This window comes from Mycolicibacterium sichuanense, assembly GCF_033741125.1.
Classification (GTDB): Bacteria; Actinomycetota; Actinomycetes; order Mycobacteriales; family Mycobacteriaceae; genus Mycobacterium.
Genome location: NZ_JAWQPU010000003.1, coordinates 207,582 through 231,081, shown reverse-complemented (window position 1 = coordinate 231,081; position 23,500 = coordinate 207,582). Strand labels below are relative to the sequence as shown.

Sequence of the window (23,500 nt, the reverse complement as noted above, 5' to 3'; positions counted from 1 at the left end):
ACCAGCACGCTAACCGGTTAGGCGCGCCACCACGGGTCCAACGCCGCCGATGTCATGGATTCGATGCGCTGTCCGGGCTTTGGCGTCGCCACTGGAACGCCCTCTCCCTCGGCGGCGACCAGCAGCCGCTCGACGGGTTCGGACCAGGGGTGGGGCGCTAGCCGGAACGTGGCCCAGTGGATGGGCACCAGCAGACCGCGGTCGGTCACGTCGCGGTGCGCGCGGACCGCCTCCTCGGGGTTCATGTGGATGTCCGGCCAGCCGGGGTGGTAGGCCCCGACCGGCATCAGCGTCACGTCGAACGGGCCGTGGTCGGAGCCGATGTCGGTGAAGCTCTTGGTGTATCCGGTGTCGCCGCCGAAGAACGCGCGATGCCGCGGCCCGATGACCGCCCACGACGACCACAGCGTGAGGTTGCGCGTGAGGAAGCGGCCGGAGAAGTGCCGCGCCGGGGTGCAGACCAGCTCGAGCTCACCGACGTGGGCGCTCTCGTTCCAGTCGAGCTCGACGATCCGGTCCTCGGGGATGTGCCACTGCCGCAGGTGCGACCCGATGCCGAGCGGGACGAAGAACTTTGCCCGCTGGGTCAGCGCGAGCTGCTTGATGGTGTCGACGTCGAGGTGGTCGTAGTGGTCGTGGCTGATGATGACCGCATCGATCGCCGGCAGCTCCTCCAGCTCCGCGGGTACCGGGTGCAGGCGTTGCGGGCCCACCGCACGCGATGGTGAGCAGCGGTCGCTCCACACCGGATCGGCCAGCACGCGGTAGCCGTCGACCTCGATCATCGCCGAGGAGTGCCCGTACCAGGTGACGGCGAGCTCACCGGCGACGACGCTCGGATCCGGCGACACCAGCGGAACGGGCTCGGCCGGATGCTGATCCGAGCTACCCGCGATGACCTCGCGGGCGAGGGTGAACTGCTGCTGGCGGGACAGGCTGGTCTCGGAGGCGGGCTCGAGGTTGACGAAGACGCCGTCGCGCTGGTGCGGCGAGCGCTTGGTCACCGCGTCGATGGCGACCGGGGACGCGCCGAGGGCCTCGGGTGCGCCCTGCAGCGCCCGAAGGGCCCAGCCGCCGCCAACGACGGCGGCCGTCCCGCCGATCAACCGGCTCGCCCGCCAGAACACCCTAGGCGCCCTTGAACTTGGCTGGCCGCTTCTCGATCCGGGCCACCTGCGCCTCGATGATGTCCTGACTGGACCAGGCCCGGTCGAAGAGTTCCTGGTGCGCGGGCCACGCGTCCTCGTAGGCGCCGTCGTCGTTGAGCACGCGCTTGGCGTGCTGCAGCGCCAGCGGGGCGAACCCGGCGATCTCCTGGGCCCAGGCCTGCGCGTCGGCCAGCGTCCCGACGCGGTTGGCCATGCCGGTCAGCATCGCATCGTCGGCGCTCAGTCGTTCGGCGGCCAGCAGCATGCCGCGCGCGCGGCCGGCACCGACGAGCGACGTCAGCCGGCGGATGCTCCAATTGTCAAGCGCGATACCGTATTTGGCGACCGGGAATTGGAAGTACGCCTCTGGCGCCACGACCCGCAGATCGCAGATCATCGAGAGGATGACGCCGGCCCCGATCGCCGGGCCGTTGATCGCGGCGATGACGGGAATGGGCGCCTGGTCGATCGCGATGTTGAGGGCCTTGGCCTTGTCGGGCAGCTCGTCGGCGACGCCCTGGCCCCCGGAGAGGTCCGCGCCCGAACTGAACACGTGCCCCTGGCCGGTGAGGACGATCGCCCGCACGTCCTCGGTGGAGGCCTTCTGCACGGCCTCCCGCAGTCCATCGACCAACTCGCCATTGAGCGCATTGCGGCGCTCCGGACGCTGCATCTCCAAGGTCAACACGGCCCCGTCGCGGGTAACACCAATCATGGCGCCCAGCCTATAGAGCGACCCACTAGCCTTTCCTGGTGAGCCGGATCGGTGCCATGGAGTTGCGCGACGCCGTCCTCGACGAGGGGTCGTTCGTCAGCTGGGACGTCACCCCGCTCGACGTCGGCGCCGACCCCGAGTACCGGCGCGAGCTGGCCGCCGCCAGGGAGGCCACCGGACTCGACGAGTCGGTGCTGACCGGCGAGGGCACGGTGTTCGGCCGGCGCGTCGCCGTGGTGGCCAGCGAATTCGGCTTCCTGGCGGGGTCGATCGGCGTGGCCGCCGCCGAGCGGATCACCGCCGCGGTGGAGCGCGCGACCGCCGAACGGCTCCCGCTGGTGGCGTCGCCGAGCTCGGGTGGCACCCGCATGCAGGAGGGCACCGTCGCGTTCCTGCAGATGGTCAAGATCTCCGCGGCCGTCGAACTGCACAAGCGGGCGCATCTGCCCTACCTGGTCTACCTGCGACATCCGACGACGGGTGGGGTGTTCGCGTCCTGGGGGTCGCTGGGTCACGTCACCGCCGCCGAGCCCGGCGCGCTGATCGGCTTCCTTGGCCCGCGGGTCTACGAGCACCTCTACGGCGAGCCGTTCCCGACGGGCATCCAGACCGCGGAGAACCTGCACCGTCACGGCGTCATCGACGGCGTGGTGCCAATCGGACTGCTGCGCTCGACGCTGGACCGCGCGCTCAAGGTGGTCTCCGATGCGCCGGGCGTGCCACCGCGGGCCCCTGAGCCGGAGCCCATCCCCGACGTGCCCGCGTGGGATTCGGTGGAGATCTCGCGACGGCCCGACCGGCCGGGCATCGGCTACCTGCTACGGCACGGGACCACCGAGCGCGTCCTGCTGTCGGGCACCGGTGGGCACGGTGAGGCGGCGACGACGTTGCTGGCGCTGGCCAGGTTCGGCGGCCAGCCGGCGGTGGTGGTCGGCCAGCAGCGGGGTGTCGGGGGCGGGCTCGCCGGGCCGCAGGCACTACGCGAGGCGCGCCGCGGGATGGCCCTTGCGGCGGGGTTGCGGCTGCCGCTGGTGCTGGTGATCGACACCCCAGGGCCGGCGCTGTCCGCCGAGGCCGAGGAGGGTGGGCTCGCGGGTGAGATCGCCAGGTGCCTGGCCGAGCTCGTCACGCTCGACACGCCGACGGTGTCGGTGCTCCTCGGGCAGGGCAGCGGCGGCCCGGCGCTGGCGATGGTGCCCGCCGACCGGGTGCTCGCCGCGCTGCACGGCTGGCTGGCGCCGCTGCCGCCGGAGGGCGTCAGCGCCATCGTCTACCGCGATGTAGACCACGCTCCCGAACTGGCTGCGGCTCAAGGCATTCGGTCGTCGGACCTGTTACGCAACGGCATCGTCGACGCGATCGTGCCCGAGCACACCGACGCCGCCGACACGCCGCTGGAGTTCACCGGCAGGCTCTCGGCGACCATCGCGGCCGAACTCCGGTCGCTGCGGGCGCTGAGCCCGGCCGAACGGATGGCGTCGCGGCTGCGGCACTACCGCGGGATCGGGCTGGCTCGCTGACCGCCGCGTTGGTGGCATTCTGGGAACGGTGGAATCCGTGTTGCACTTCGCCGGCAACTTCTGGTGGCTGATCTTCCCGCTTGGCGGCGTCATCGGTGGTGGCGTCCGGGCGATCAGCGCGGCCAACGAGCGGCGTGCCGAGCGCCGGCTCGAGCGTTACCGCATCAAGCAGCAGGCCAAGGTCGCGCTGGCGGAGGCCTCGGGCCGGGGCAGGGTCGACGAGGTCGCCTCGCGCCGCGACGTCACCAAGGTGCTGCAGCAGCACGATCGCACCGACGCCCGCTGGCTGGAGTACGAGATCGACGTCGCCAAGCTGCTGGACTTTCCGTTGATGACCGACATGCGTGAGCCGCTGACGGCCGAGTTCCACCGCGCCCGCAGCCGGGCAGACCTGCTGCGGCCGGCGCGCGCCGAGGACATCGCCGGTGACCGCGATGCGCAGCTGGAGTACCGCGACGCCGTGCACGCCTATGCGTCGGCGTTCGACGTGGCCGAGTCCGAGGCGATGAGGCGGCGGCGCAGCGACTTCTCCTCCGACGCGCAGGAGCGTTTGGAGCGGGCGTCGCGGCTGCTTCGGGTGGCTGGGGATGGCGCCGCCACGGCCGACGAGCGCCGCAATGCCTACTCCAAGGCGCAGCGGGAGCTGGAGGGTCTGGTCGTACTGCCGGCGGTGACGCGGGCAGCCATCGAGCGCGGCATCGCCGGTGAGTTGGAGGCCTGAATGGCATGGGGGTCCGAAGGCCACACCCACACCACCACCCCCGGTAGCCGGCTGCTGTTCCCCACCCTGCGCACACCCGTCGATCGAACACACGTGACTACTGCGCAGTGAGATACCGCTGCAACGTCGGCCCGAGCCAATCGATCAGCTCGTCGCGGGTCAGCGCGACGACGGGCGGCAATCGAAGGACGAAGCGGCACAACGCCATCCCTAGGATCTGAGTGGCTAGCAGTCCGGCCCGTCGCGGGGCGTCATCGGGCACGACCTTCGCGATCGCGGGCAGGAGCTGCGCGGCGAAGATGTCGGTCATGCGCTGGGCTGCTTCGGCATTGGTGGTCGCCGATCGCAACAGGACGACGAGTGCATCGTCGTCCTCCCACCGCGACAGGAAGTGGTCGACCAACGCGGGGCCCAGGCACGACGCCGGCACGTCGGACAGGTCGGGAAACCGGAGGTCGAACTCGGCGGCCGCCGCGAACAGCTGATCCTTGTTGCCGAAGTAGCGCATCACCATCGAGGGATCGATGTTCGCGTCGGCCGCGATGGCCCTGATGGTCGAGGCCTCGTAACCCGCCTCGGCGAACCGCTCACGGGCGGCCGCCAGGATCGCCGCCCTGGTCCGATCGGCCTTCGTCCCCACACCGACCACCATATGCCAACGGGCGTTGACTTTGGCGCAGCAGAGGCGCACGCTAGGAAAGTCAACACGCGTTGGCTTTTTGCGAACCGAGGAGGCTGCCATGCAGGACGTCGACGTAGCGATCGTGGGGGCCGGGCCCACCGGGCTGACCCTGGCCGCAGCGCTGCTGCTCCGAGGCATCCGGGTCGCCATCGTCGACCGCCAGGCCGAAGGCGCGAACACCTCGCGCGCCGCAGGCGTGAACGCCCGGTCACTGGAGGTCCTCGACCGCATCGGCGTCGCCCGCCGCCTGGTCACCGACGGCGTCGAGGCACCCCGCTTCACCATCCTCGACGGCGCCACGACGCTTCTGACGATCGACTTCAGCGGTCTGCCCACCGACTATCCGTTCACCCTCCTGGTCCCCCAGTCGACCACCGAGCGCATCCTGCTCGACCGCGTCCGCGAGCTCGGAGGCGACGTCGTCCGCCCCATGACCCTGACCGGCCTCACCCAGGACGACGCCGGCGTCACCGCGAGCTTCGCCGACGGCGACACCCTGCGGGCGCGCTACCTCGTCGGCACCGACGGCATGCACAGCACCGTCCGCGACGCAGCGGGCATAGGGTTCACCGGCGGTGCGTACGAGCACTCCTTCGTCCTCGCCGACGCTCGCCTGCGCGGCGACGTGCCCACCGACGAGGTCCGCCTGTTCTGGGCCAGTGCGGGTCTCACCGTCGTCGCGCCCCTGCCCGACGGCTCGTTCCGCATCGTCGCGCCGGTCGACGACGCCCCCGAACACCCCGGTGCCGACCTGGTGCAGACCCTGCTCGAGGAGAGGGGACCCGGTGGCATCACCGTCGCCGACGTCGCCTGGGGTTCACGTTTTCGCATCCATCACCGCGTCGCCGACACCTACCGCGCGGGTCGCGTGCTGCTTGCCGGGGACGCCGCGCACGTGCACAGTCCCGCCGGGGGCCAAGGCATGAACCTCGGCATCCAGGACGCCGTGGCGCTGGCGGAGACCCTGACCGCCGTGCTCGCCGGTGGCTCAGATGCGCTGCTCGACGACTACGGCAGCACCCGCCGGCCCATCGCCAAGCAGGTCATCGCCCTTACCGACCGCCTCACCCGCCTGGCCACCATGCCGCGGCCCCTCCGACCCGTCCGCAACGCCCTGCTCGGCACCGTCGGCCGCACGCCCCCGGTCACCCGCGCCCTGGCGTCGCGCCTGTCGGGGTTGGTGTATCGCTGAACCGGGCACCCTCCCGGCGTTCACCGCCTCACCGCAGAGTTGGATGGTCACGATGCAGACGATCGAAGCCGATTACCTGGTGGTGGGCGCCGGGGCCATGGGGATGGCGTTCGTCGACACCCTGGTTGCCGAAACCGATGCCACGGTGGCACTGGTCGATCGCAACGACCAACCCGGCGGGCACTGGCTCAACGCCTACCCCTTCGTGCGGCTTCATCAGCCCTCGGCGTTCTACGGCGTCAACTCCCGCCGCCTCGGCAGCGACACGATCGACGCCGCCGGCTGGAATCAGGGGTTCTACGAGCTGGCCAGCGGCGCCGAGGTCTGCGCCTACTACGAGGCCGTGCTGCGTCAGCACCTGCTGCCCAGCGGCCGCGTCTCGTACTTCCCGATGAGTGAACACCTGGGCGACAACCGCTTTCGCACTCTCGCAGGTGACGAGCATCGCGTGGAGGTCCGGCGCCGCGTCGTCGATGCCACCTACCTCGGCGTGGTCGCGCCATCGATGCGGCCACCGCCGTACCACGTGGCGACGGGTGTGGACTGCGTGGCTCCGAACGCGTTGCCCACCAAGCCGTTTCGTGATCAATACGTCATCATCGGCGGCGGCAAGACGTCGATGGACTCCTGCCTGTGGCTGCTGCGCCACGGCATCGCACCCGAGCGGATCACCTGGGTCAAGCCCCGTGACTCCTGGCTACTGGACCGCGCGGCGGTGCAACCTGGCCGAGCGTTCGCCCGCCGCGTGCTGGCCGACCTGTCCGCGCAGTGGCGTGCCATCAGGGCCGCCGACGACGTCGACGACCTCTTCACCCGGCTCGGCGAACGCGGCTGCCTGCTGCGCATCGACGAGACGGTCAGACCCACCATGTATCGGTGCGCGATCGTCTCCCGCGACGAGCTCGCGAAGCTGCGGCTGATCGGCGACGTCGTCCGCATGGGTCGCGTCCAGGCGCTGGAACCGGGCCGCATCGTGCTCGACGGTGGCATCCGCGACACCGATCCGGGAGCCCTCTACGTCGACTGCACGGGCGACGGGATCGGCACCCGCGAGTCGACGCCGGTATTCGCCGGCGACCACATCACCCTGCAGTCCCTGCGCACGTGCCAGCCCACCTTCAGCGCCGCGTTCACCGCCCACGTCGAGGCGATGGGCCTCGACGACGACACCAGGAACGACTACTGCCGGCCGGTGCCCCACCCGACCCGTCCGCTGGACTGGGCAACCATGACGCTGCAGTCCAATCGCAACCAGCTGAGGTGGTTCGACGACCCCGAGCTGATGACCTGGCTCAGCGGGGCCCGCCTCAATGCCGCCAGCCACATGGGCGCCGGAGCCGACGACGCGCGTGACGCGCTACTTCAGATCGCGCCGCGGCTGGTCGAGGCCAACGCCAAGCTCGAGGCCCTGCTTCGGGTCTGAACCCACAGCACTGCGGCGGCGATGGCGGCCTCGACGATCGAGAGGCTGGTCGCCACCAGCATCAGCGTCGGCATCGGTCCGGCCCGCACGACCGAGGTCACGTCCACCACCTGGCCGTGGTGATGACCCGGCATCGACCAGTGCACCGCAACCATGCCGAGGTTCATCACCGCCACGACGCACCACGCCCGCAGCGAGCCGGCCATCCACAACTCCCGCGCGCAATACAGGCACGCCACCGCCATCACGATGACGAGCGTTGCGACGCCGACGTTCTCGACCGAGCCCACCATCAACCCATGCAGGACCGCCGAACCCACCGCGAGCGCCGCGCAGGCCCGTCGTCCAAGGGTGGAGGGCCAAGCGGCGGCGAACATGGAGTCAACTCTGGCACCAGTGCGCCGCCACCGCCACCCCTGCGTCAGGTCTCGACCGGCGCGGTCCGCCCCGAGAAGCTGACGGCTTCGATGCCGTGGTCACGGGAATCGGCTTCGGCCCTTGCGATTTCGGCGTTCAGGTCCAGCGATCGTGCCATCGCCACGTAGGCCACGGCCGAGGCCGCCAGCCCGACGAACAGTGCGATGTCGACCCCGCCCATCGCCGAGGCGATCGGACCCGTGTACCAGACCGTCACCACGAACGGGATCATCGCGACGATGCCGACGAGGTAGGCGACCAGCCCCCGCCAGCCCCAGGTGCCGTAGACGCCACCCTTGGGTACGAAGATCTCCCGGACCGCATAGTGACCGCGCCTCACGAAGTAGTAGTCGACCAGGTTGACCGACGTCCACGGCACCAGCAGGTACAGCAGAACTACCAGGAAGCTGCCGAAGTTGGCCAGGAATTCACCGGTGGACAGGATCGCGCCGAGCAAACCGGCCGCGGCGATCAGGCTGCAGGAGACGACCCGCAGCCGCCGCGTCGGACGCACGGCCCGGAACGAGTCGAGCATCGTGATCAACTCCAGCGACGCGGCGTAGATGTTCACGGTGATGACCGTGATGAGGCCCGGTAGCGCAGCCACCAGGAGCCAGGTGCCCGAACCGGGCAGCAGACCATTGGCGGCCTGGTTGACCGCATCCAGCGGAGAGGCTCCCGCGAATAGCGCGGCGACCAGGGCGCCGAGCGCCATCAACCACACCGCACCGACGAACACCCCGGCGTAGGTGTACCACAACGCCTTTCGCGGGCTCGTCTGCGGCGGCAGGTAGCGGGAGTAGTCCGACACGTACGGCGCCCACCCCAGGGCGTAGGCCGCCGCCGCCCCGAACTGCACCAGGAACGCCGCCCAGGTGAAGCCACCGAAGCCCAGCTGCCCGGCGGGGATCTGCGACCAGATCAGTGCCGCGACGGTGAACACGCCGAACGTCGCCAGGAACACCCACGTCAGCCAAGTCTGGAAGCGGTGGATCCAGTGATAGCCGTAGATGGCCAGCGCCAGGGCGAGCCCGGTGATCACCACGAACCACAGGTCGCGCAGGTCGGTTCCCGTGGTCAGGGTCAGGACGTCCGCGGCCAGGATCTGATTGAAGACGTTGAACCCCACGATGCTGAACACCACGACCGCGCAGATCACCACGACCCCGCGGTAGCCGAACTGGGCCCGCGACTGGATCATCTGCGGCAGCCCGAGCTGCGGCCCCTGCGCGGAGTGGAACGCCGTGAAGACCGTGCCGACCGCCGCCCCTGAGACGATGGCGAGCAGGGAGGTGAGCAGTGACGCCCCCAGTGCCGCACCGACCATGCCGGTCGCGAGCGTGGTCAGGTTGGCGTTGGACATGAACCACAGTGGAAACAGCGTGGCCGGTCTGCCCCGCCGTTCGTCCAGGGGGATCCAGTCGATCGACTTCGATTCGATCGCGGGCGTGTCAGACATGGATTTCTCGCTTCTCGCTCGTACTGCCGGATGACCGGGGCACGCCGCTGTCCCCGTCGATGATGTCGCCGTAGAGTTCCGGACGGCGATCTGCGAACAGATCATTGTGCGCACCAAGGGTTTTGTCGCGTGACAGCTCGACATCTGCACTGGCGGCCGTACCCCCACCGACGGTGGCGGCGATCCACCCGTCGGCATCGATGATGGCCGTGCCACCCGTCCATTCGACACCCCGCTCGCTGCCGTGCCGGTCGGCGATGACGATTGGCAGCCGCGACGATCGGGCCGACCCCATCGCCTGAATGGTCTCCGGCGGGTGCTCACCGTCGGGACGATTCACCAGGGGCCAGTTCACCGGCAGCGCCAATATCTCGGCACCTGCCAGCGCCAATCTGCGTGGTAGCTCCGGGAATTCGGCGTCGTAGCAGATGGCTACGCCGAGCCGGCCGAACGCGGTCTCCACGACCATCCCCGCCTCGGGCCCCGGCGTGAAGACCTCGTTCTCGGCACCCCACAGGTGTGCCTTGCGATAGCAGCCCAGCACCCCGGTGTCATCGAGTACCAGGGCCGAGTTGAACAACCGCTCGCCGTCGGTCTCGCAGAAGCCGAGCACCGCCACGGCGCCCGCCGGTACGGCGGCGGCCAACGCCGCCAGCCGCGGGTCGTCGGCCCGCATGGCCAGCGAACGGGCCTCGGCCGCATCACGAAACACGTAGCCGCTGGTCGCCAGCTCCGTGAAGACGACCAGATGCGGACCGTCTGGATCAAGGCCCTGCAACGCGGCACGGATGCGGGCGAGGTTGGTGTCCACCGCGCCGAACTCGATCTCGACCGTCACCGCGGAGACCCGCACCCTCGTACTCATCGCCCTCGATCGACCGCAGGGGTGCCGTCGAAGGCACCCGAGTGCCGCCCGATCTCGTCGATGCGAATGGTCGCGGTGGCTTCGTGAGCCGCCAGCCCCTCGAATGCGGAGATACGTTCGACCGCTGGTGCGAGCGCCGCCGTGGCGTCGCGGCCGGCCCGCTGATACGTCAGCGGCTTCAGGAAGCGGCCCACCGACAATCCGGCGTTGTAGCGGGCCGTCTTTCCAGTCGGCAGAACGTGATTGGGGCCGGCGATCCCCTTGTCGGAGTACGCCACGGTGCTCCACTTGCCCAGGAACAGCGAACCGTAGTTGCGCAGTTCCTTGAGGAAGTAGTCGTCGTCGGCGGTTTGCACCTCGAGATGCTCGGGACCGAGGACGTCGGCGACCGCCGCCGCCTGGGCCGCATCGGTCGCCACGATCACCGAGCCGAAGTCACGCCACGCCGCACCGGCGATCTCCCGGGTGGTCAACGTCGCCAGTTGCCGGTCGATGGCCTCGATGACGTTGCGGCCCAGTGCCTCCGACGTGGTGATCAACGCCGCCGGCGAGTTGGGCCCGTGCTCGGCCTGGCCGAGCAGGTCCGCGGCCACCCACTCCGGGTCGGCCGTCTCGTCGGCCAGCACCGCGACCTCCGACGGTCCGGCGAGCAGATCGATGCCGACCCTGCCGAACAGCTGGCGCTTGGCCTCGGTGACGTAGGCGTTGCCCGCACCGACGACCATGTCGACGGGGGCGTCGTCGAGCAGCCCGAATGCCATGGCGCCCAGGGCCTGCACCCCACCGATGGCGAACACACGGTCGGCGCGGGACAGGTACGCGCCGTAGAGCACCGCGGCGTGTGCCCCGTGCTCACCGGAGGGCGGCGTGCAGGCGAGCACCGTCGGGACGCCGGCCGCCTTGGCGACGCCGACGGTCATGAACGCGCTCGCCAGCAGGGGGAAGCGACCGGCGGGCAGGTACGCACCAACCCGCGCGACCGGGATGTACTGCACCCCGCCCGAAAGGCCTGGGGCGAGCTCGATCTCGAAGTCGGTCATCCGTTCCCGCTGAGCGACGGCGAACCGGTGGGTGCGCTCATGACCCAATTCGAGCGCCTCACGCACGTCGGCCGGCAGGGCGTCTCCGCTCTTGCGCAGGTCGGCCGCGGCCACCTCCAGGTCACCGGTCCAGCCGTCCAGGTCCCTGGCGTAGGCACGGACGGCATCGAGTCCACCGCGCTCGATGGTGCTCAGCATCTCCGAGACCCGCTCGACGACCTTCGGGTCGCGTTGCGCGGGCGGGCCGTCCACGGCGGGTCGCTTCAACCAGGTCAGCGGGCCGAGGGCGCGGGCCTCGGTAGGGGTTATCTGCATGACGGAGGACGCTAGGCCGGAATTCACCATAGGACTAGAGGGTGAGATCCTCATCCAACCATAGGGTTCTCCTATGCAAGGCCAACGGCCCAGGTCAGCGTCCTCTGCGTGCCACCCGCGGCAGCGAACCGTCGTCGTCGGGGACGCCCAGCTCGCGAATGGTGTCCTCGGCCAGCCGGGCGAACTCCCTGGTGGCGTTCGACAGCGGCCGCGCCCGGTGCTGCGCCAGCGCGATCACGTCGTAGAGCGGCTCGGCGAACGGCGCAGTGAACAGACCCCGAGGACAGGCCACGCTGTCGATCACCGCGCCGCTGGCGATGCTGTCGCCGACGCGGTTGGCCACCAGTTTGAGCGCCGACTCCACGTGCTCGAGCTCGATCATCGGCTCCAGCCGCAACCCTGCCAGCTGAGCGCGTTCGGCCAGCTGGCGCCGCGTCGGGTCCTTCCAGCCGTAGTGGGCGTCGTACAGCACCAGATCGGCCGCGGCGAACTGCGCGATGGTGACGGGCTCGGCGGTGCGTGCGGGATCGGCGCTGACGTAGAACACCTCGTCGCGCAGCAGCGGACGCACGGTCAGGTCTTCGTCGTCGATCGGCAGGATGAGGATGCCCGCCTCGATCTCCCCGGCCTGGATCGCCGCGGCGGTCTCGGCCGAGTTCTGCCCGACCAGCCGCACCCGCACCGCGGGGTAGCGCGAATGGAACGTCTGAACCAGACTCGACAGCAGGTAGTAGTCGGCATTGCGGGGCACGCCGAAGGTCGCGGTACCGCCGCCGAGCGAACCGAGCGCCCGCACGGCCCTGGTCCCCGTGTCGGTGGCCTGCACGACCTGTTCTGCATAGGGCAGCAGCTCCCACCCCGCGGCGGTGAGCGCCAGCCGGCGACTGCCGCGGACGAAGAGCTGCGCGGCCAGCTCGTCCTCCAGCCGGCGCACCAACTCCGAAATCGACGCCTGGGCAACGCCGAGCGCCTCTGCCGCCGCGGTGAACGAGCCGAGCCGGTGGGCCTCCAGGAATGCACGCAGCTGGTTGAGGGTCACGTTGACTGTCATGCGGTCAGGCCAGCGACTCGACCCACGCGCGATGCAGTGCCGCGTACCGGCCGTCGCCGAGGATCAACTCGTCGGGCGTCCCGTCCTCGACCACCCGGCCATGCTCGAGCACCAGGACCCGATCGGCAACCTCGACGGTGGACAGCCGGTGTGCGATCACCACCGCCGTCCGGTCGGCCAGCACGGTGGCCAACGCCCGCTGCACCAGGCGCTCACTGGGGATGTCGAGCGAGGACGTCGCCTCGTCGAGGATGAGGACGGCGGGGTCGGCGAGAAACGCCCGTGCGAAGGCGATCAGCTGACGCTGACCCGCGGACAACCGGCCGCCGCGCTTGGCGACGTCGGTGTCGTACCCGTCGATCAGGGCATCGATGAAGCGGTCGGCACCGACGGCCTGGGCAGCCGCGCGCACCTCGGCGTCGCCGGCATCCGGGCGGCCGAACCGGATGTTGTCGGCGATGGTGCCCTCGAACATGAAGTTCTCCTGGGTCACCATCACCACGTGCCGACGCAGCTCGGCTTGTGCCACGTCGCGAAGATCGACGCCATCTAGGGTGACGGCGCCCGAGGTGGGATCGTAGAACCGGGCGATCAGCTTGGCGATGGTGGTCTTGCCCGCGCCGGTGGTACCCACCAGCGCCACGGTCTGCCCCGCCGGCACGCGCAGGTCCAGGCCGGGCAGCACCGGCCGGCCGGGGACGTAGGAGAACTCGACCTCGCGAAACCCGATGTCGCCCTTGACGTTGCCCAGCTCGACTGGCCGGTCGGGATCCTGGATGCCCGGCGCCTCGGCGAGCACGCCGGCGATCTTCTCCAGGGTCGCCGCGGCCGACTGGAAGGTGTTGAAGAACTGCGAGATCTCCTGCATCGGCTCGAAGAAGATACGCAGGTACAGCAGGAAGGCGGTCAGCGTGCCGAGCGTCATCTCACCGTGCAGCACCCGGTAGCCGCCGTAGAGCAGCACGCCACCGGTCGTGACGTTGCCGACCAGGCGCACGCCCGGCATGAACACGGCCAGCAGCTTGAAGGCTCGCTCGTTGACGTCCTTGTAGTCGTCGGCGACGTCGGTGAAGATCTGCTGGTTGCGCGGTTCGCGCCGATAGGCCTGCACGGCCTTGATCCCGGTCATCGTCTCGACGAACTGCACGATCACCAGCGCCGCGCGCTCGCGCACCAGCTTGTACGTCTTGGCCGACTGCGTGCGAAACCACCACACCAGCACGACCAGGATCGGGAAGGCGCACAGGCACATCAGGCCCAGTCGCACGTCGAGGGTGACCAGCAGCACCGCGGTGCCAAGCAGCGTCAGGATCGCGGTGATGAGACCGTCGAACCCGGTCTGCAGCATGTCCTGGATGGCTTCGACGTCGTTGGTGGAGCGGGCCACCACCCGACCCGAGGTGTACCGATCGTGGAACGCCACGTCGAGGCGCTGGAAGTGCCGAAAGATCCTGCGCCGCAACTCCAGCAGCACCTCTTGACCGATCCGCCCGGAGCGCCGCAGGAAGAACATCCGGCTGACGGCCTGTAGGAGCACCACTCCGCACAGCGCACCGACGATCAGCAGCAGCTCGCGGGGTGACCCACCGTCGACGATCGGCGGGATGCCGTGGTCGATGCCGCGCTGTACCAGCAGCGGCAGCGACAGCCGCGCCGCGTTCTCCACGACGATGACGATGGACAGCAGCGCGACGACGGTGGCGTAGGGCCGCAACAGCGAACCCAGCAGCGCGCGTGCCTCGCGCCGCCGGGAGATCGACTCGTCGATCGGGAGGTCGTCGTCGTCGTTGCTGACGGCGCGACCCCGCCAGTCGATGGTGCTCATGACCGCTGCTCGGATTCCGAGGCGACGTAGTCGCGGTCCTCGTCGCGCGGACGCTCGAGGTACAGGTGGTCCAGCCGTTGGCGTTCCTCGTCGCGCTCCCAGTCGCAGTCGCGTTCGGTGCCGTCGTCGAACTCGTCGTCGGCGGCCAGCAGATACCGGTACTGCGGGGCGTCGGCCAGCAATTCGGCGTGGGTGCCCACCCGGGTGATGGTGCCGCCCTCGAGCAGCGCCACCCGGTCGGCGAGCAGCACCGTCGACGCCCGGTTGGCCACGATCACGCCCGTCACCGATTGCTCCTGCCCCGCGGCCCCGCGCGTCCGCAGCACCCGGCTCAGCGCCTCGGTGACCACGGCCTCGGTGTGCACGTCGAGCGCCGACAGCGTGTCGTCGAGCACCAGGATCGACGGTGCCGCGAGCAGCGCCCGAGCCAGCGAAAGCCGTTGACGCTGACCGCCGGACAGGCTCATGCCCTGCTCGCCGATGCGGGTGTCCAGACCGAACGGGAGGTCGTAGACGAACTGCGCCGCGGCGACCTCGACGGCCTTGGCGAGCTGCTCCTGCGTCGCATCCGGCCGGCCCAGCCGCAGATTCTCGGCCACCGACATGGAGAACAGCGTCGGATCCTCGAAGGCCGTCGCCACCGCCTGCCGCAACGCCGGCAGCGACAGGTCGCGGATGTCGTGCCCGTCGATCAGGATCGCACCCTCTGAGACGTCGTACAGCCGCGACAGCAGCGACACCAGCACCGACTTGCCCGACCCGGTCGCACCGACCAGCGCGAGCGTCTCACCCGCCTCGACGGTCAGGTCGAGATGGCGAAGGACCCACTCGTCGGAGTCGGGAAACCGGAAGCCGACGTCGACCAGTTCGAGGCGGCCACCGCGCGGCGTGACCTGCACGGGTCCGTCGGTGATCTCCCATGGTGCGTCGAAGATCTCGACCACCCGATTGGCCGCCGTCATGGCCTCCTGGGTCATCGACAGCAGAAAGCCCAGCGACGCGATCGGCCACACCAGCGACAGCATCATCGTGATGAACGCGACCAGCGTGCCCATGGTCACCAGGCCACTGCCCGCCGCGTAGGCGCCGAGGCCGAGCACGACGATGAGGCTCGCACTCGGAATGGCCTCCAACAGCGTCCAGAACTTCGCCGACACCCCGACCTTGGCGACCTCGGTGGCGAACAGGGCGGTCGCGCGCTGGTCGAATCGGTCGTACGCGTACTGCTCGCGACCGAACGACTTGACCACCCGGACGCCCAGCGCCTGCTCCTCGACGTGGGTGGCGACGTTGCCGGACTGGTCTTGCGCGGCCCGCGAGAGCTTGGTGAACTGGCGCTGGAAGTGCAGCACCGTCGCGGTGATCGGCGCGATCGACACCACGACCACGACACCCAGCGGCCAGTACATCACCAGCAGGATGCCCGTCACCACCACGATCTGAATGACGTTGAGCAACAAGAACAGTAGGCCGAACGACAGGAATTGGCGGATGGTGCTCAGATCGTTCATCACCCGCGACAGCAGCTGGCCCGACTGCCACTTGCCGTGAAACGACATCGGCAGGATCTGCAACCGCGCGTACAGGTCCTTGCGGATGTCGGCCTCGACCCCCATGGTGGCCCGCGAGACCAGCCAGCGCCGGACGAACCACAGCACCGCCTCCGACACCAGCAGGGCCATCGCGGCCGACCCCAGCACCCACAGCTGGCGCTGGTCCTGATGGCGCACCGGACCGTCGATCACGGCCCGGGTCATCAGCGGGATCGCCACGGTGGCCACCAGGCTGAGCAGCGCGGCGATCAGCATCGCCGTCCACCGCACGCGGTACGGCTTGAGATACGGCAGCAGCCGCAGGATGTCCGAGGAGGACCTGATCCGACGGGGCGGCGGAGCCAGCGCGGGTTCGGAGCGCAGCCCCGGCGTCGTCACGGTGCGGGCCGGCCCGCCCGCGTCACGCGGCGGCATCGCTGTCGCGGAACTGGGTTTCGTACAACTCCGTGTAGCGCCCATGGCGGGCCAGGAGCTGCCGGTGCGTACCGCGTTCGACGATCTGACCGTCCTCGACGACGAGGATCACGTCGGCCGCGCGGATCGTGGACAGCCGGTGGGCGATCACGATCGAGGTGCGTCCGTCCAGCGCCTCGGCCAGCGCCTGCTGCACGGCCGCCTCGGACTCGGAGTCCAGCGACGCCGTCGCCTCGTCCAGCACGACGACTCCCGAGCGGCCGAGCAGCAGCCGCGCAATCGTCAGCCGCTGGCGTTGGCCGCCGGAGAGCCGGTAGCCGCGCTCCCCCACCACGGTGTCCAGCCCGTCGGGCATGTCGGCCACGACCTCGGCCAGCCGCGCCCGGCGCAGGGCCTCCCAGATTTGGTCGTCCGATGCGCCGGGGGCCGCGAGCACGAGGTTGGCACGAATCGATTCGTGGAACAGGTGGCCGTCCTGGGTCACGACGCCGACCGTATCCTTCAGCGACGCGAACGACACGTCGCGTACGTCGATGCCGGACAGCCGCACCGCGCCGGAGTCGACGTCGTAGAGCCGCGCCGCCAACGAGGCGATGGTCGACTTTCCCGCCCCGGAGGATCCGACCAGCGCCACCATCTGACCCGGCAGCGCCGTGAACGAAACCCCGTGCAGCACTTCGTCACCGCCACGGTCATCCAACACGGCGACCTCCTCGAGGGAGGCGAGCGACACCTTGTCGGCCGCCGGGTAGGAGAACCGGACGTCATCGAAGTCGACCCGCACCGGTCCGTCGGGAACGGCCATCGCATCTGCCTTCTCCCGGATCAGCGGCACCAGGTCGAGCACCTCGAAGACCCGCTCGAAACTGACCAGCGCGCTGGCGATTTCGACGTGAGCGTTCGCCAACGCCGTCAGCGGCGCATAGAGCCGGGTCAGCAGCAGCGCGAGCGAGACGATCGCGCCGGCCTGCAGGTGCCCGCCGATGGCCAGCACGCCGCCAAGGCCGTACACCAGGGCCAGCGCGAGCGCCGACATCAGCGTCAGCGAGTTCATGAAGGTGGCCTGCAGCATCGAGGTCTTCACCCCGATGTCACGCACCCTTCCGGCCCGCGCGGCGAATTCCTCGGACTCGCGGGCAGGGTTGCCGAAGAGCTTCACCAGCGTGGCACCCGGAGCCGAGAAGCGTTCCGTCATCTGGGTATTCATCGTCGCGTCGTGGATCGCTGCCTCGCGGCTCAGCGCGGCCATGGTGCGGCCGATGCGTCGTGCTGGCAGCAGGAACAGCGGCGTAAGGACCAGAGACAGCACCGTGATCTGCCAGGAGATGCTGAGCATGACGCCGAGCGTCAGGGCCAGCGTCACCACATTGGACACCACCCCGGAGAGGGTGTCGGAGAACGCGCGCTGCGCGCCGATCACGTCGTTGCCGAGGCGGCTGACCAACGCGCCGGTGCGCGTGCGGGTGAAGAACGCCACCGGCATCCGCTGCACGTGGTCGAACACGGCCGAACGCAGATCGAGGATCAGACCTTCCCCGATCGTTGCCGACAACCATCGCGTCAGCAGGCCGACGCCAGCTTCGGCCAAGGCGACGAAGGCGATCACGGCCGCGATGACGACGACCGTCGCGGGACGCCCGCCATGCACGATGGCGTCGACCACCCGGCCCGCCAGCACCGGCGTCGACACCGCCAGCAGCGCTCCCACCACGCTGATCGCGACGAATCCGCCGAGCCTGCGATGGTGCCGCGCCGAGAAGGTCCAGATGCGCTCGAGCAGGGCACGGTTGGCCAGCGCACGGAGGTCACCCCCGCGCGCCGACTTCTGCCGGTACAGGGCCCGGCTCGCCGCGTATTCCATGCTCATGTGGTCACCGTAAAACCTCAACGATTGCTGAGGTCAAATCATTACCCCCGGCTCCCGGCTGCGAATTGGCCGCGGGAACCCCCGCTTGCTGCGGGTAACCGCGCCGAAACCGCCCTAAACGATCCCCAGGTAGCCGATCACTCCGGCGACCGCGACGATGACGAGCGGGTTGATCTTGGTGCGGACGAAGACCAGCGTGCAGGCCGCCGTCAGCAGGTATGCCCGCCAGTCATGGTCGGCGGCGCGGCTCATCACCAGAGACGACGCCAGGATCAGCCCGACCGTCAACGGCGCGAAACCCTTCTCGACGGCGATCCGCCAGCTCGACTGCTCGGCCTTCTCCCAGAACAACGTGATGGCATAGACCAGCGACGCAGCGGGGATCACCATGGCTACGGTGGCGACGACGCCCCCGAGAATGCCGCCGAGCACGCCCCCGACCGGTAGCCCGGCGGCGTAGCCGACCATGCCGACGATCAGGATGCTGGGACCCGGCGTCGTCTGCGAGATGGAGAACAGATCGGCGAACTGCGTATCGCTGAGCCAGTGGTGCTGGTGCACTGAGCGCAGGTGCATCTCGGGCAGTACCGCGTTGCCGCCACCGATCGACATCAGCGACAGCGAACCGAACAGCACGATCAGCTGCAGATAGGTGCTCACGAGCTGGCTTGCTGGCTGCGCCGCCGGGGCCACGCCCAGAGCAGGCCGAGCGGCGCGACGATCGCGAGGGTGCCGAGCAGGGGCCACCGCAACACGCCGTTGAGCACGAAGGCCGTGAGGAACAGCGCGACGGGAACCACGCCGGTCAGGCACTTCTGGCCGGTCTTGATCACCATCGCCAGGGTCAGCGCAACCGCCGCCGCCGACGCGCCGTGCAGCACCCCCTTGACCGCTGGCACCTCCTTGAACGTGAAGTACAGCCACGCCAGCGCCAGTACGATCCCCAGCGGCATCAGGCAGAGCCCGACGACGGCGGCAACGGCGCCCGGCACCGCCCGCATCTTGGTGCCGGTGAACACGGCCATGTTGACCTGATTGGCGCCGGGCAGGATCCGGCACATGGTCATCGCGGACAGGAACTCCGCCTCACCCATCCACTTCTTGTCGACGACCAGCACCTCCCGCGACCACGCGGACAGTCCACCGCCAAACGACGCGAGCGCGATGTGGTTGAAGGTCAGGGCCAGCTCGAACAGCGAGACCCGCTCCGGCGTCGGCGCAGCGGCCGGTCCGGATTCACTCATGGACCAGTTCGGGGTCGTGCGGGAAGTCGTCTTCGTGGTGACTTTCGGGATGCAGCGGGTCCGGCGGTTCGTAGGCGTGCGACAGTGCCCAGTCCTCGTCGAAGACCGCCTTCAATCGCGCAATGACCGCAGGATCGTCGACCGTGATGCCGAGCTCCCGGCGCAGGTCGAACGCGCTGCGGTCGATGTTCATCGAACCCACCAGCGCGCGTTCGCCGTCCACGATCAGCAGCTTGGCGTGCACGCGCAGGTTCTTCTGCTTGTGCACCTTGGCGCCGAATCGGCGCAGTGTGCGCAACGAAGCGAAGGTGTCGAGCACGTCCCACTCACTGATGCCGTGCTTGCCTCCGCACAGCACGTGCACCTTCACCCCGCGGTCGATCGCCGCCGCCAGGTGATCGGTGATCACCGCGTCGACGAACTTCGGGTGCTGGACGTCGATGCGTTGGGTGGCCGTGTCGATGAACCGCGCCATGTGCAGCCGCGAGTTCGAATTGCTCCACAGCAGACCCTCGTACGCGGCGGGCACCCAGTCGTCGTGGTTCCAGTCCGCCTCGAACACCTCGACGATCTGCGCGACGTGCACCGGATCGGAGACGATCACGCCGTAGTCCCTGGTGGCGGTGAAGTACTTCAGGCACATGTTGAAGGTCGCGACCAGCGCCGTCTGCCCGTCGACGACCATCGACTTCTCGTGGGTCACGTAGAACTTCGGATTGGCCCACTGCACGGCGATCCCGGCGGCGGAAAAGCGTTCGTAGGTCTCGTCGTTCGCCCGGTCACCACCGGAGCGCGCCGCGTTCAACATCACCCGGACCTCGACACCGGCCTGCTGGCGGTCCAGCACGGCTTCGATGAGGGTTTCGTCGGTGAAGGTGAACTGCTTGATCAGCAGTGACTTCCGCGCCGACGCGATGAAGTTCACGACGGGGGCGAGTCCGTCGTCCGGCTCGACGATCAACAGGGGCCCACTCGGCTGCACGAGAGTTGAAGCTAGCACTGCATACCACCCATCCGCTTTGCCAACGCGTAAATTTGCGCGGGCCAGTGCCCGCCGACAAGCACGCGCCTACCGCATCGGGGTACCGACATCAGGCAAGATGAGCCCATGGAGATGGGAGCCAGCGGTGCCGCGTCCCCCCGAGTACTCGTGGTGGACGACGATCCCGACGTGCTGGCCTCGCTGGAACGCGGGTTACGACTGTCGGGCTTCGACGTCTCGACCGCCGTCGACGGCGCCGAGGCGCTGCGCAGCGCCACCGAAACCCGGCCCGACGCGATCGTTCTCGACATCAACATGCCGGTTCTCGACGGCGTCAGCGTCGTCACTGCACTACGCGCCATGGACAACGACGTACCGGTCTGCGTGCTTTCGGCCCGCAGCTCGGTCGACGACCGGGTCGCCGGTCTGGAGGCGGGCGCCGACGACTACCTCGTCAAGCCGTTCGTGCTCGCCGAGTTGGTGGCCCGGGTCAAGGCCCTGCTGCGACGGCGCGGGGCGACGGCGACGTTCTCCTCGGAGACCATCTCCGTCGGGCCGCTCGAGGTCGACATCCCCGGCCGGCGCGCCCGGGTCAACGGAGTCGACGTCGACCTGACCAAGCGCGAATTCGACCTCCTCGCAGTGCTCGCCGAGCACAAGACCGCCGTGCTGTCGCGCGCCCAGCTGCTCGAGCTGGTGTGGGGTTACGACTTCGCCGCCGACACCAACGTCGTCGACGTGTTCATCGGGTACCTGCGCCGCAAGCTCGAGGCGGGCGGGGCACCCCGGCTGCTGCACACGGTCCGCGGCGTGGGATTCGTACTGAGGCAGCAGTAGGCCATGAACATCCTGTCGCGCGTGTTCCGGCGGACCCCCTCGCTGCGAACCCGCGTGGCCTTCGCGACGGCCATCGCGGCCGCCATCGTGGTCGGGATCGTCGGGGTGATCGTCTGGATCGGCATCACCAACGACCGCAAGGAGCGCCTCGACCGACGGCTCGACGAGGCAGCGGGGTTCGCCATCCCCTTCCTGCCCCGGGGCCTGGACCAGATTCCCAAGTCGCCCAACGACCAGGACGCCATCATCACGGTGCGGCGCGCCGGCGGGCAGGTCACCTCGAACTCCGACGTGACGCTGCCGGAGCTGCCCGCCGGGTACGCCGACACCACGATCGACGGGGTGCGCTACCGGGTGCGGACGGTGCAGCTGAACGGTCCCCAGGGGCCGATGACGGCCGCGGTCGGTGCCACCTACGACGCGACGATCGCCGACACCAACAACCTGCACCGCAGGGTGATCATGATCTGCTCGGGCGCGATCGGTGCGGCTGCGGTGGCGGGTTGGCTGCTGGCCGCCTTCGCGGTCCGGCCGCTGAAACGCCTTGCGCAGCAGACGCGCGCCATCGACGTCGGCGGTGAGGCCCCGGACATCGACGTGCGTGGCGCCACCGAGGCCGTCGAGATCGCCGACGCCGTCAACGGCATGGTGCAACGCATCTGGGAGGAGCAGGACCGCACCAAGGCCGCGCTGGTCTCGTCCCGTGACTTCGCCGCCGTCACGTCGCACGAGCTGCGCACCCCGCTGACCGCGATGCGCACCAACCTCGAGGTGCTCGCCACGCTGGACCTGGCCGAGGATCAGCGCAAGGAGGTGCTCGGCGACGTGATCCGCACCCAGACGCGCATCGAGTCGACGCTATGGGCCATCGAAAGGCTGGCCCAAGGCGAACTCTCGACCTCCGACGACCATGCGCCCGTCGACATCACCGAGCTCCTCGACCGGGCCGCGCACGACGCGATGCGGGTCTACCCCGATCTCGACGTCTCACTGGTGCCGGCGCCGACGGTGATCATCGTCGGCCTGCCCGCCGGTCTGCGACTTGCCGTCGACAACGCGATCGCCAACGCCGTCAAGCATGGTGGCGCGACCCGGGTGCAGCTGTCGGCGGTGAGCTCGCGCGCCGGGGTCGAGATCGCGATCGACGACGACGGCGTCGGCATCCCCGAGGAGGAGCGCACGGTGGTGTTCGCACGCTTCTCACGCGGGTCGACCGCGTCACACTCCGGTTCCGGGCTCGGCCTGGCCCTGGTGGCCCAGCAGGCCGAATTACACGGCGGCACAGCCTCATTGGAGGAGAGCCCACTGGGTGGGGCGCGGTTGCTGCTGCGCCTGCCCGGCCCGTCCTAGCTCAACCGACCACGATCTCGACGCGGCGATTCTTGGCGCGGCCGGCTGCCGTCGAGTCGTCCGCCACCGGGTTGGTGGCGCCGGCTCCGCGCGACGTCACCTCGGCGGCTGGGACGCCGGCCGACACCAGGGCGTCGGCCACGGACTGGGCGCGTCTGGCGCTCAGCGGGACGTTGATCGCGTCGCCGCCCGTGCCGTCGGTGTAGCCGACGACGGTGAGCTTGGCGCTCGGGCACGTCTTGACCTTCTCGGCGATCTGGCCGATCAGCCCCCTGGCATCGGGCGCCGGCGTCGACTGGTTGGTGGCGAAGCGGATCGGCGTCTGGAGTACCGCGGCGACGTCGGCACCGAGCGTGCCGCACGACGATCCGGCACCCGGAGCGCGAATCTGGTTGACCACGTTCACGTTTGGCCACGTCTGCGCCACCGCAGCCGCGGCGGCGTCTCGGTCGGCCGCTACCGAGGCCGTGCCCGTCAACGTCGCGGTGTCACCGGCGAGCACGACGGAGAATCCCTGAACTCCCATGGCCGAGCCGAACAGCGCCCCGAGGCCGCCGATGTCCGGCGCCCGGACTCCCGGCACGACGACGAGGTCGGCGACGATGACGGCTCCGGGCATTGCCTGCTTGATGGTGTCCGGCAGCGACGTCCGCATCGTCTCGTCTGGCACTTCCCCGCGCAGGCTGAAGCCGTTGCCGGTGCGGGCGATCGTCATGGCGCCGAACGGTGCCGCCGGCTGGGAGGCAGACGTGCTGGCCGGCGCGCTGGCCGGTGAAGTGCCCGACGGCGGAGTCAGGCTTGGCGTGGAACCGCAACCGCACAGCACCATCGGTGCGACCGTGACGACGGCCAGCCGCCATCGGATGCCCGCCGTTGGCAT

The 23,500-nt window shown here is 69.5% G+C and carries 21 protein-coding genes; 6 read left to right on the top strand and 15 right to left on the bottom strand.

The window, feature by feature from the left end:
- Positions 1 to 17: 17 nt before the first annotated feature.
- On the bottom strand, positions 18 to 1,127 hold the full coding sequence (locus tag SBI80_RS11510; protein WP_318974693.1) for an MBL fold metallo-hydrolase: 1,110 nt from the start codon (positions 1,125 to 1,127) through the stop codon (positions 18 to 20).
- Position 1,128: 1 nt separating this feature from the next.
- Positions 1,129 to 1,863, bottom strand: a complete 735-nt coding sequence (locus SBI80_RS11505) for an enoyl-CoA hydratase (RefSeq protein ID WP_318974690.1) — start codon at positions 1,861 to 1,863, stop codon at positions 1,129 to 1,131.
- A gap of 38 nt (positions 1,864 to 1,901) precedes the next feature.
- Here SBI80_RS11505 and SBI80_RS11500 point away from each other — a divergent pair, with 38 nt between their 5' ends.
- Positions 1,902 to 3,383, top strand: a complete 1,482-nt coding sequence (locus SBI80_RS11500; RefSeq protein ID WP_318974688.1) for a carboxyl transferase domain-containing protein — start codon at positions 1,902 to 1,904, stop codon at positions 3,381 to 3,383.
- Between the two features lie 28 nt (positions 3,384 to 3,411).
- Positions 3,412 to 4,104 carry a hypothetical protein gene (locus SBI80_RS11495; protein ID WP_318974686.1) on the top strand — a complete coding sequence of 231 codons (693 nt, stop codon included), beginning with the start codon at positions 3,412 to 3,414 and terminating at the stop codon, positions 4,102 to 4,104.
- A gap of 97 nt (positions 4,105 to 4,201) precedes the next feature.
- On the opposite strand, the gene SBI80_RS11490 is transcribed toward SBI80_RS11495, so the two are convergent.
- The gene (locus SBI80_RS11490) at positions 4,202 to 4,744 is read right to left on the bottom strand and encodes a TetR/AcrR family transcriptional regulator (protein ID WP_318974684.1); all 543 of its coding nucleotides are present in this window, start codon (positions 4,742 to 4,744) and stop codon (positions 4,202 to 4,204) included.
- A 100-nt stretch (positions 4,745 to 4,844) separates the two neighbouring features.
- On the opposite strand from SBI80_RS11490, the gene SBI80_RS11485 reads away from it, so the two are divergent.
- Both SBI80_RS11485 and SBI80_RS11480 read left to right on the top strand, forming a co-directional pair.
- The gene (locus tag SBI80_RS11485) at positions 4,845 to 5,978 is read left to right on the top strand and encodes an FAD-dependent oxidoreductase (RefSeq protein WP_318974682.1); all 1,134 of its coding nucleotides are present in this window, start codon (positions 4,845 to 4,847) and stop codon (positions 5,976 to 5,978) included.
- A gap of 52 nt (positions 5,979 to 6,030) precedes the next feature.
- Positions 6,031 to 7,401 carry an NAD(P)-binding protein gene (locus tag SBI80_RS11480; protein ID WP_318974679.1) on the top strand — a complete coding sequence of 457 codons (1,371 nt, stop codon included), beginning with the start codon at positions 6,031 to 6,033 and terminating at the stop codon, positions 7,399 to 7,401.
- On the opposite strand, the gene SBI80_RS11475 is transcribed toward SBI80_RS11480, so the two are convergent.
- The 11 genes from SBI80_RS11475 to SBI80_RS11425 all read right to left on the bottom strand — a co-directional run bounded on the left by SBI80_RS11475 (position 7,341) and on the right by SBI80_RS11425 (position 20,433).
- Positions 7,341 to 7,778, bottom strand: a complete 438-nt coding sequence (locus SBI80_RS11475; RefSeq protein WP_318974678.1) for a hypothetical protein — start codon at positions 7,776 to 7,778, stop codon at positions 7,341 to 7,343. The genes SBI80_RS11480 and SBI80_RS11475 overlap by 61 nt on opposite strands.
- A gap of 44 nt (positions 7,779 to 7,822) precedes the next feature.
- Positions 7,823 to 9,277 carry a purine-cytosine permease family protein gene (locus tag SBI80_RS11470; RefSeq protein WP_318974675.1) on the bottom strand — a complete coding sequence of 485 codons (1,455 nt, stop codon included), beginning with the start codon at positions 9,275 to 9,277 and terminating at the stop codon, positions 7,823 to 7,825.
- Positions 9,270 to 10,142, bottom strand: coding sequence for a nitrilase-related carbon-nitrogen hydrolase (locus tag SBI80_RS11465; protein ID WP_318974673.1), 873 nt, complete (start codon positions 10,140 to 10,142; stop codon positions 9,270 to 9,272). The genes SBI80_RS11470 and SBI80_RS11465 overlap by 8 nt, the downstream gene beginning before the upstream one ends.
- Complete coding sequence (gene hisD, locus SBI80_RS11460) at positions 10,139 to 11,497, bottom strand: histidinol dehydrogenase (protein WP_318974671.1); 1,359 nt, start codon at positions 11,495 to 11,497, stop codon at positions 10,139 to 10,141. The genes SBI80_RS11465 and hisD overlap by 4 nt, the downstream gene beginning before the upstream one ends.
- 94 nt (positions 11,498 to 11,591) lie before the next feature.
- Positions 11,592 to 12,548, bottom strand: coding sequence for a LysR family transcriptional regulator (locus SBI80_RS11455; protein ID WP_318974669.1), 957 nt, complete (start codon positions 12,546 to 12,548; stop codon positions 11,592 to 11,594).
- Between the two features lie 4 nt (positions 12,549 to 12,552).
- Complete coding sequence (locus SBI80_RS11450; RefSeq protein ID WP_318974667.1) at positions 12,553 to 14,373, bottom strand: ABC transporter ATP-binding protein; 1,821 nt, start codon at positions 14,371 to 14,373, stop codon at positions 12,553 to 12,555.
- Positions 14,370 to 16,340, bottom strand: a complete 1,971-nt coding sequence (locus SBI80_RS11445) for an ABC transporter ATP-binding protein (RefSeq protein WP_318974666.1) — start codon at positions 16,338 to 16,340, stop codon at positions 14,370 to 14,372. Before SBI80_RS11445 ends, SBI80_RS11450 begins: the two co-directional genes overlap by 4 nt.
- Complete coding sequence (locus SBI80_RS11440) at positions 16,327 to 18,207, bottom strand: ABC transporter ATP-binding protein (protein ID WP_318974665.1); 1,881 nt, start codon at positions 18,205 to 18,207, stop codon at positions 16,327 to 16,329. The genes SBI80_RS11445 and SBI80_RS11440 overlap by 14 nt, the downstream gene beginning before the upstream one ends.
- A 114-nt stretch (positions 18,208 to 18,321) precedes the next feature.
- Positions 18,322 to 18,867 (bottom strand): chromate transporter, encoded by a 546-nt coding sequence (locus SBI80_RS11435; RefSeq protein WP_318974664.1) that lies wholly within the window; start codon positions 18,865 to 18,867, stop codon positions 18,322 to 18,324.
- Complete coding sequence (locus SBI80_RS11430) at positions 18,864 to 19,451, bottom strand: chromate transporter (RefSeq protein ID WP_318974663.1); 588 nt, start codon at positions 19,449 to 19,451, stop codon at positions 18,864 to 18,866. The genes SBI80_RS11435 and SBI80_RS11430 overlap by 4 nt, the downstream gene beginning before the upstream one ends.
- Positions 19,444 to 20,433, bottom strand: a complete 990-nt coding sequence (locus tag SBI80_RS11425) for a phospholipase D-like domain-containing protein (RefSeq protein WP_318974661.1) — start codon at positions 20,431 to 20,433, stop codon at positions 19,444 to 19,446. The genes SBI80_RS11430 and SBI80_RS11425 overlap by 8 nt, the downstream gene beginning before the upstream one ends.
- Positions 20,434 to 20,559: 126 nt before the next feature.
- Here SBI80_RS11425 and prrA point away from each other — a divergent pair, with 126 nt between their 5' ends.
- Together prrA and SBI80_RS11415 are read left to right on the top strand one after the other, a co-directional pair.
- Complete coding sequence (gene prrA, locus SBI80_RS11420; protein WP_318974660.1) at positions 20,560 to 21,270, top strand: two-component system response regulator PrrA; 711 nt, start codon at positions 20,560 to 20,562, stop codon at positions 21,268 to 21,270.
- Positions 21,271 to 21,273: 3 nt separating this feature from the next.
- Positions 21,274 to 22,620: a HAMP domain-containing sensor histidine kinase gene (locus SBI80_RS11415; protein ID WP_318974659.1), complete on the top strand. Its 1,347-nt coding sequence runs from the start codon at positions 21,274 to 21,276 to the stop codon at positions 22,618 to 22,620.
- Position 22,621: 1 nt separating this feature from the next.
- Here the strand turns inward: SBI80_RS11415 and arfA are convergent, their stop codons facing one another.
- Positions 22,622 to 23,500 carry a channel-forming protein ArfA/OmpATb gene (arfA, locus tag SBI80_RS11410; RefSeq protein WP_318974658.1) on the bottom strand — a complete coding sequence of 293 codons (879 nt, stop codon included), beginning with the start codon at positions 23,498 to 23,500 and terminating at the stop codon, positions 22,622 to 22,624.

What these genes read in the sequence shown, in the direction of transcription:
- hisD (WP_318974671.1), bottom strand. Translation starts at nt 11,497, where the DNA reads ATGCAGATAACCCCTACCGAGGCCCGCGCCCTCGGCCCGCTGACCTGG.
- SBI80_RS11440 (WP_318974665.1), bottom strand. Translation starts at nt 18,207, where the DNA reads ATGAGCATGGAATACGCGGCGAGCCGGGCCCTGTACCGGCAGAAGTCG.
- SBI80_RS11505 (WP_318974690.1), bottom strand. Translation starts at nt 1,863, where the DNA reads ATGATTGGTGTTACCCGCGACGGGGCCGTGTTGACCTTGGAGATGCAG.
- SBI80_RS11470 (WP_318974675.1), bottom strand. Translation starts at nt 9,277, where the DNA reads ATGTCTGACACGCCCGCGATCGAATCGAAGTCGATCGACTGGATCCCC.
- SBI80_RS11455 (WP_318974669.1), bottom strand. Translation starts at nt 12,548, where the DNA reads ATGACAGTCAACGTGACCCTCAACCAGCTGCGTGCATTCCTGGAGGCC.
- arfA (WP_318974658.1), bottom strand. Translation starts at nt 23,500, where the DNA reads ATGCCAACGGCGGGCATCCGATGGCGGCTGGCCGTCGTCACGGTCGCA.
- prrA (WP_318974660.1), top strand. Translation starts at nt 20,560, where the DNA reads ATGGAGATGGGAGCCAGCGGTGCCGCGTCCCCCCGAGTACTCGTGGTG.
- SBI80_RS11465 (WP_318974673.1), bottom strand. Translation starts at nt 10,142, where the DNA reads ATGAGTACGAGGGTGCGGGTCTCCGCGGTGACGGTCGAGATCGAGTTC.
- SBI80_RS11445 (WP_318974666.1), bottom strand. Translation starts at nt 16,340, where the DNA reads ATGCCGCCGCGTGACGCGGGCGGGCCGGCCCGCACCGTGACGACGCCG.
- SBI80_RS11480 (WP_318974679.1), top strand. Translation starts at nt 6,031, where the DNA reads ATGCAGACGATCGAAGCCGATTACCTGGTGGTGGGCGCCGGGGCCATG.
- SBI80_RS11430 (WP_318974663.1), bottom strand. Translation starts at nt 19,451, where the DNA reads ATGAGTGAATCCGGACCGGCCGCTGCGCCGACGCCGGAGCGGGTCTCG.
- SBI80_RS11485 (WP_318974682.1), top strand. Translation starts at nt 4,845, where the DNA reads ATGCAGGACGTCGACGTAGCGATCGTGGGGGCCGGGCCCACCGGGCTG.
- SBI80_RS11415 (WP_318974659.1), top strand. Translation starts at nt 21,274, where the DNA reads ATGAACATCCTGTCGCGCGTGTTCCGGCGGACCCCCTCGCTGCGAACC.
- SBI80_RS11475 (WP_318974678.1), bottom strand. Translation starts at nt 7,778, where the DNA reads ATGTTCGCCGCCGCTTGGCCCTCCACCCTTGGACGACGGGCCTGCGCG.
- SBI80_RS11450 (WP_318974667.1), bottom strand. Translation starts at nt 14,373, where the DNA reads ATGAGCACCATCGACTGGCGGGGTCGCGCCGTCAGCAACGACGACGAC.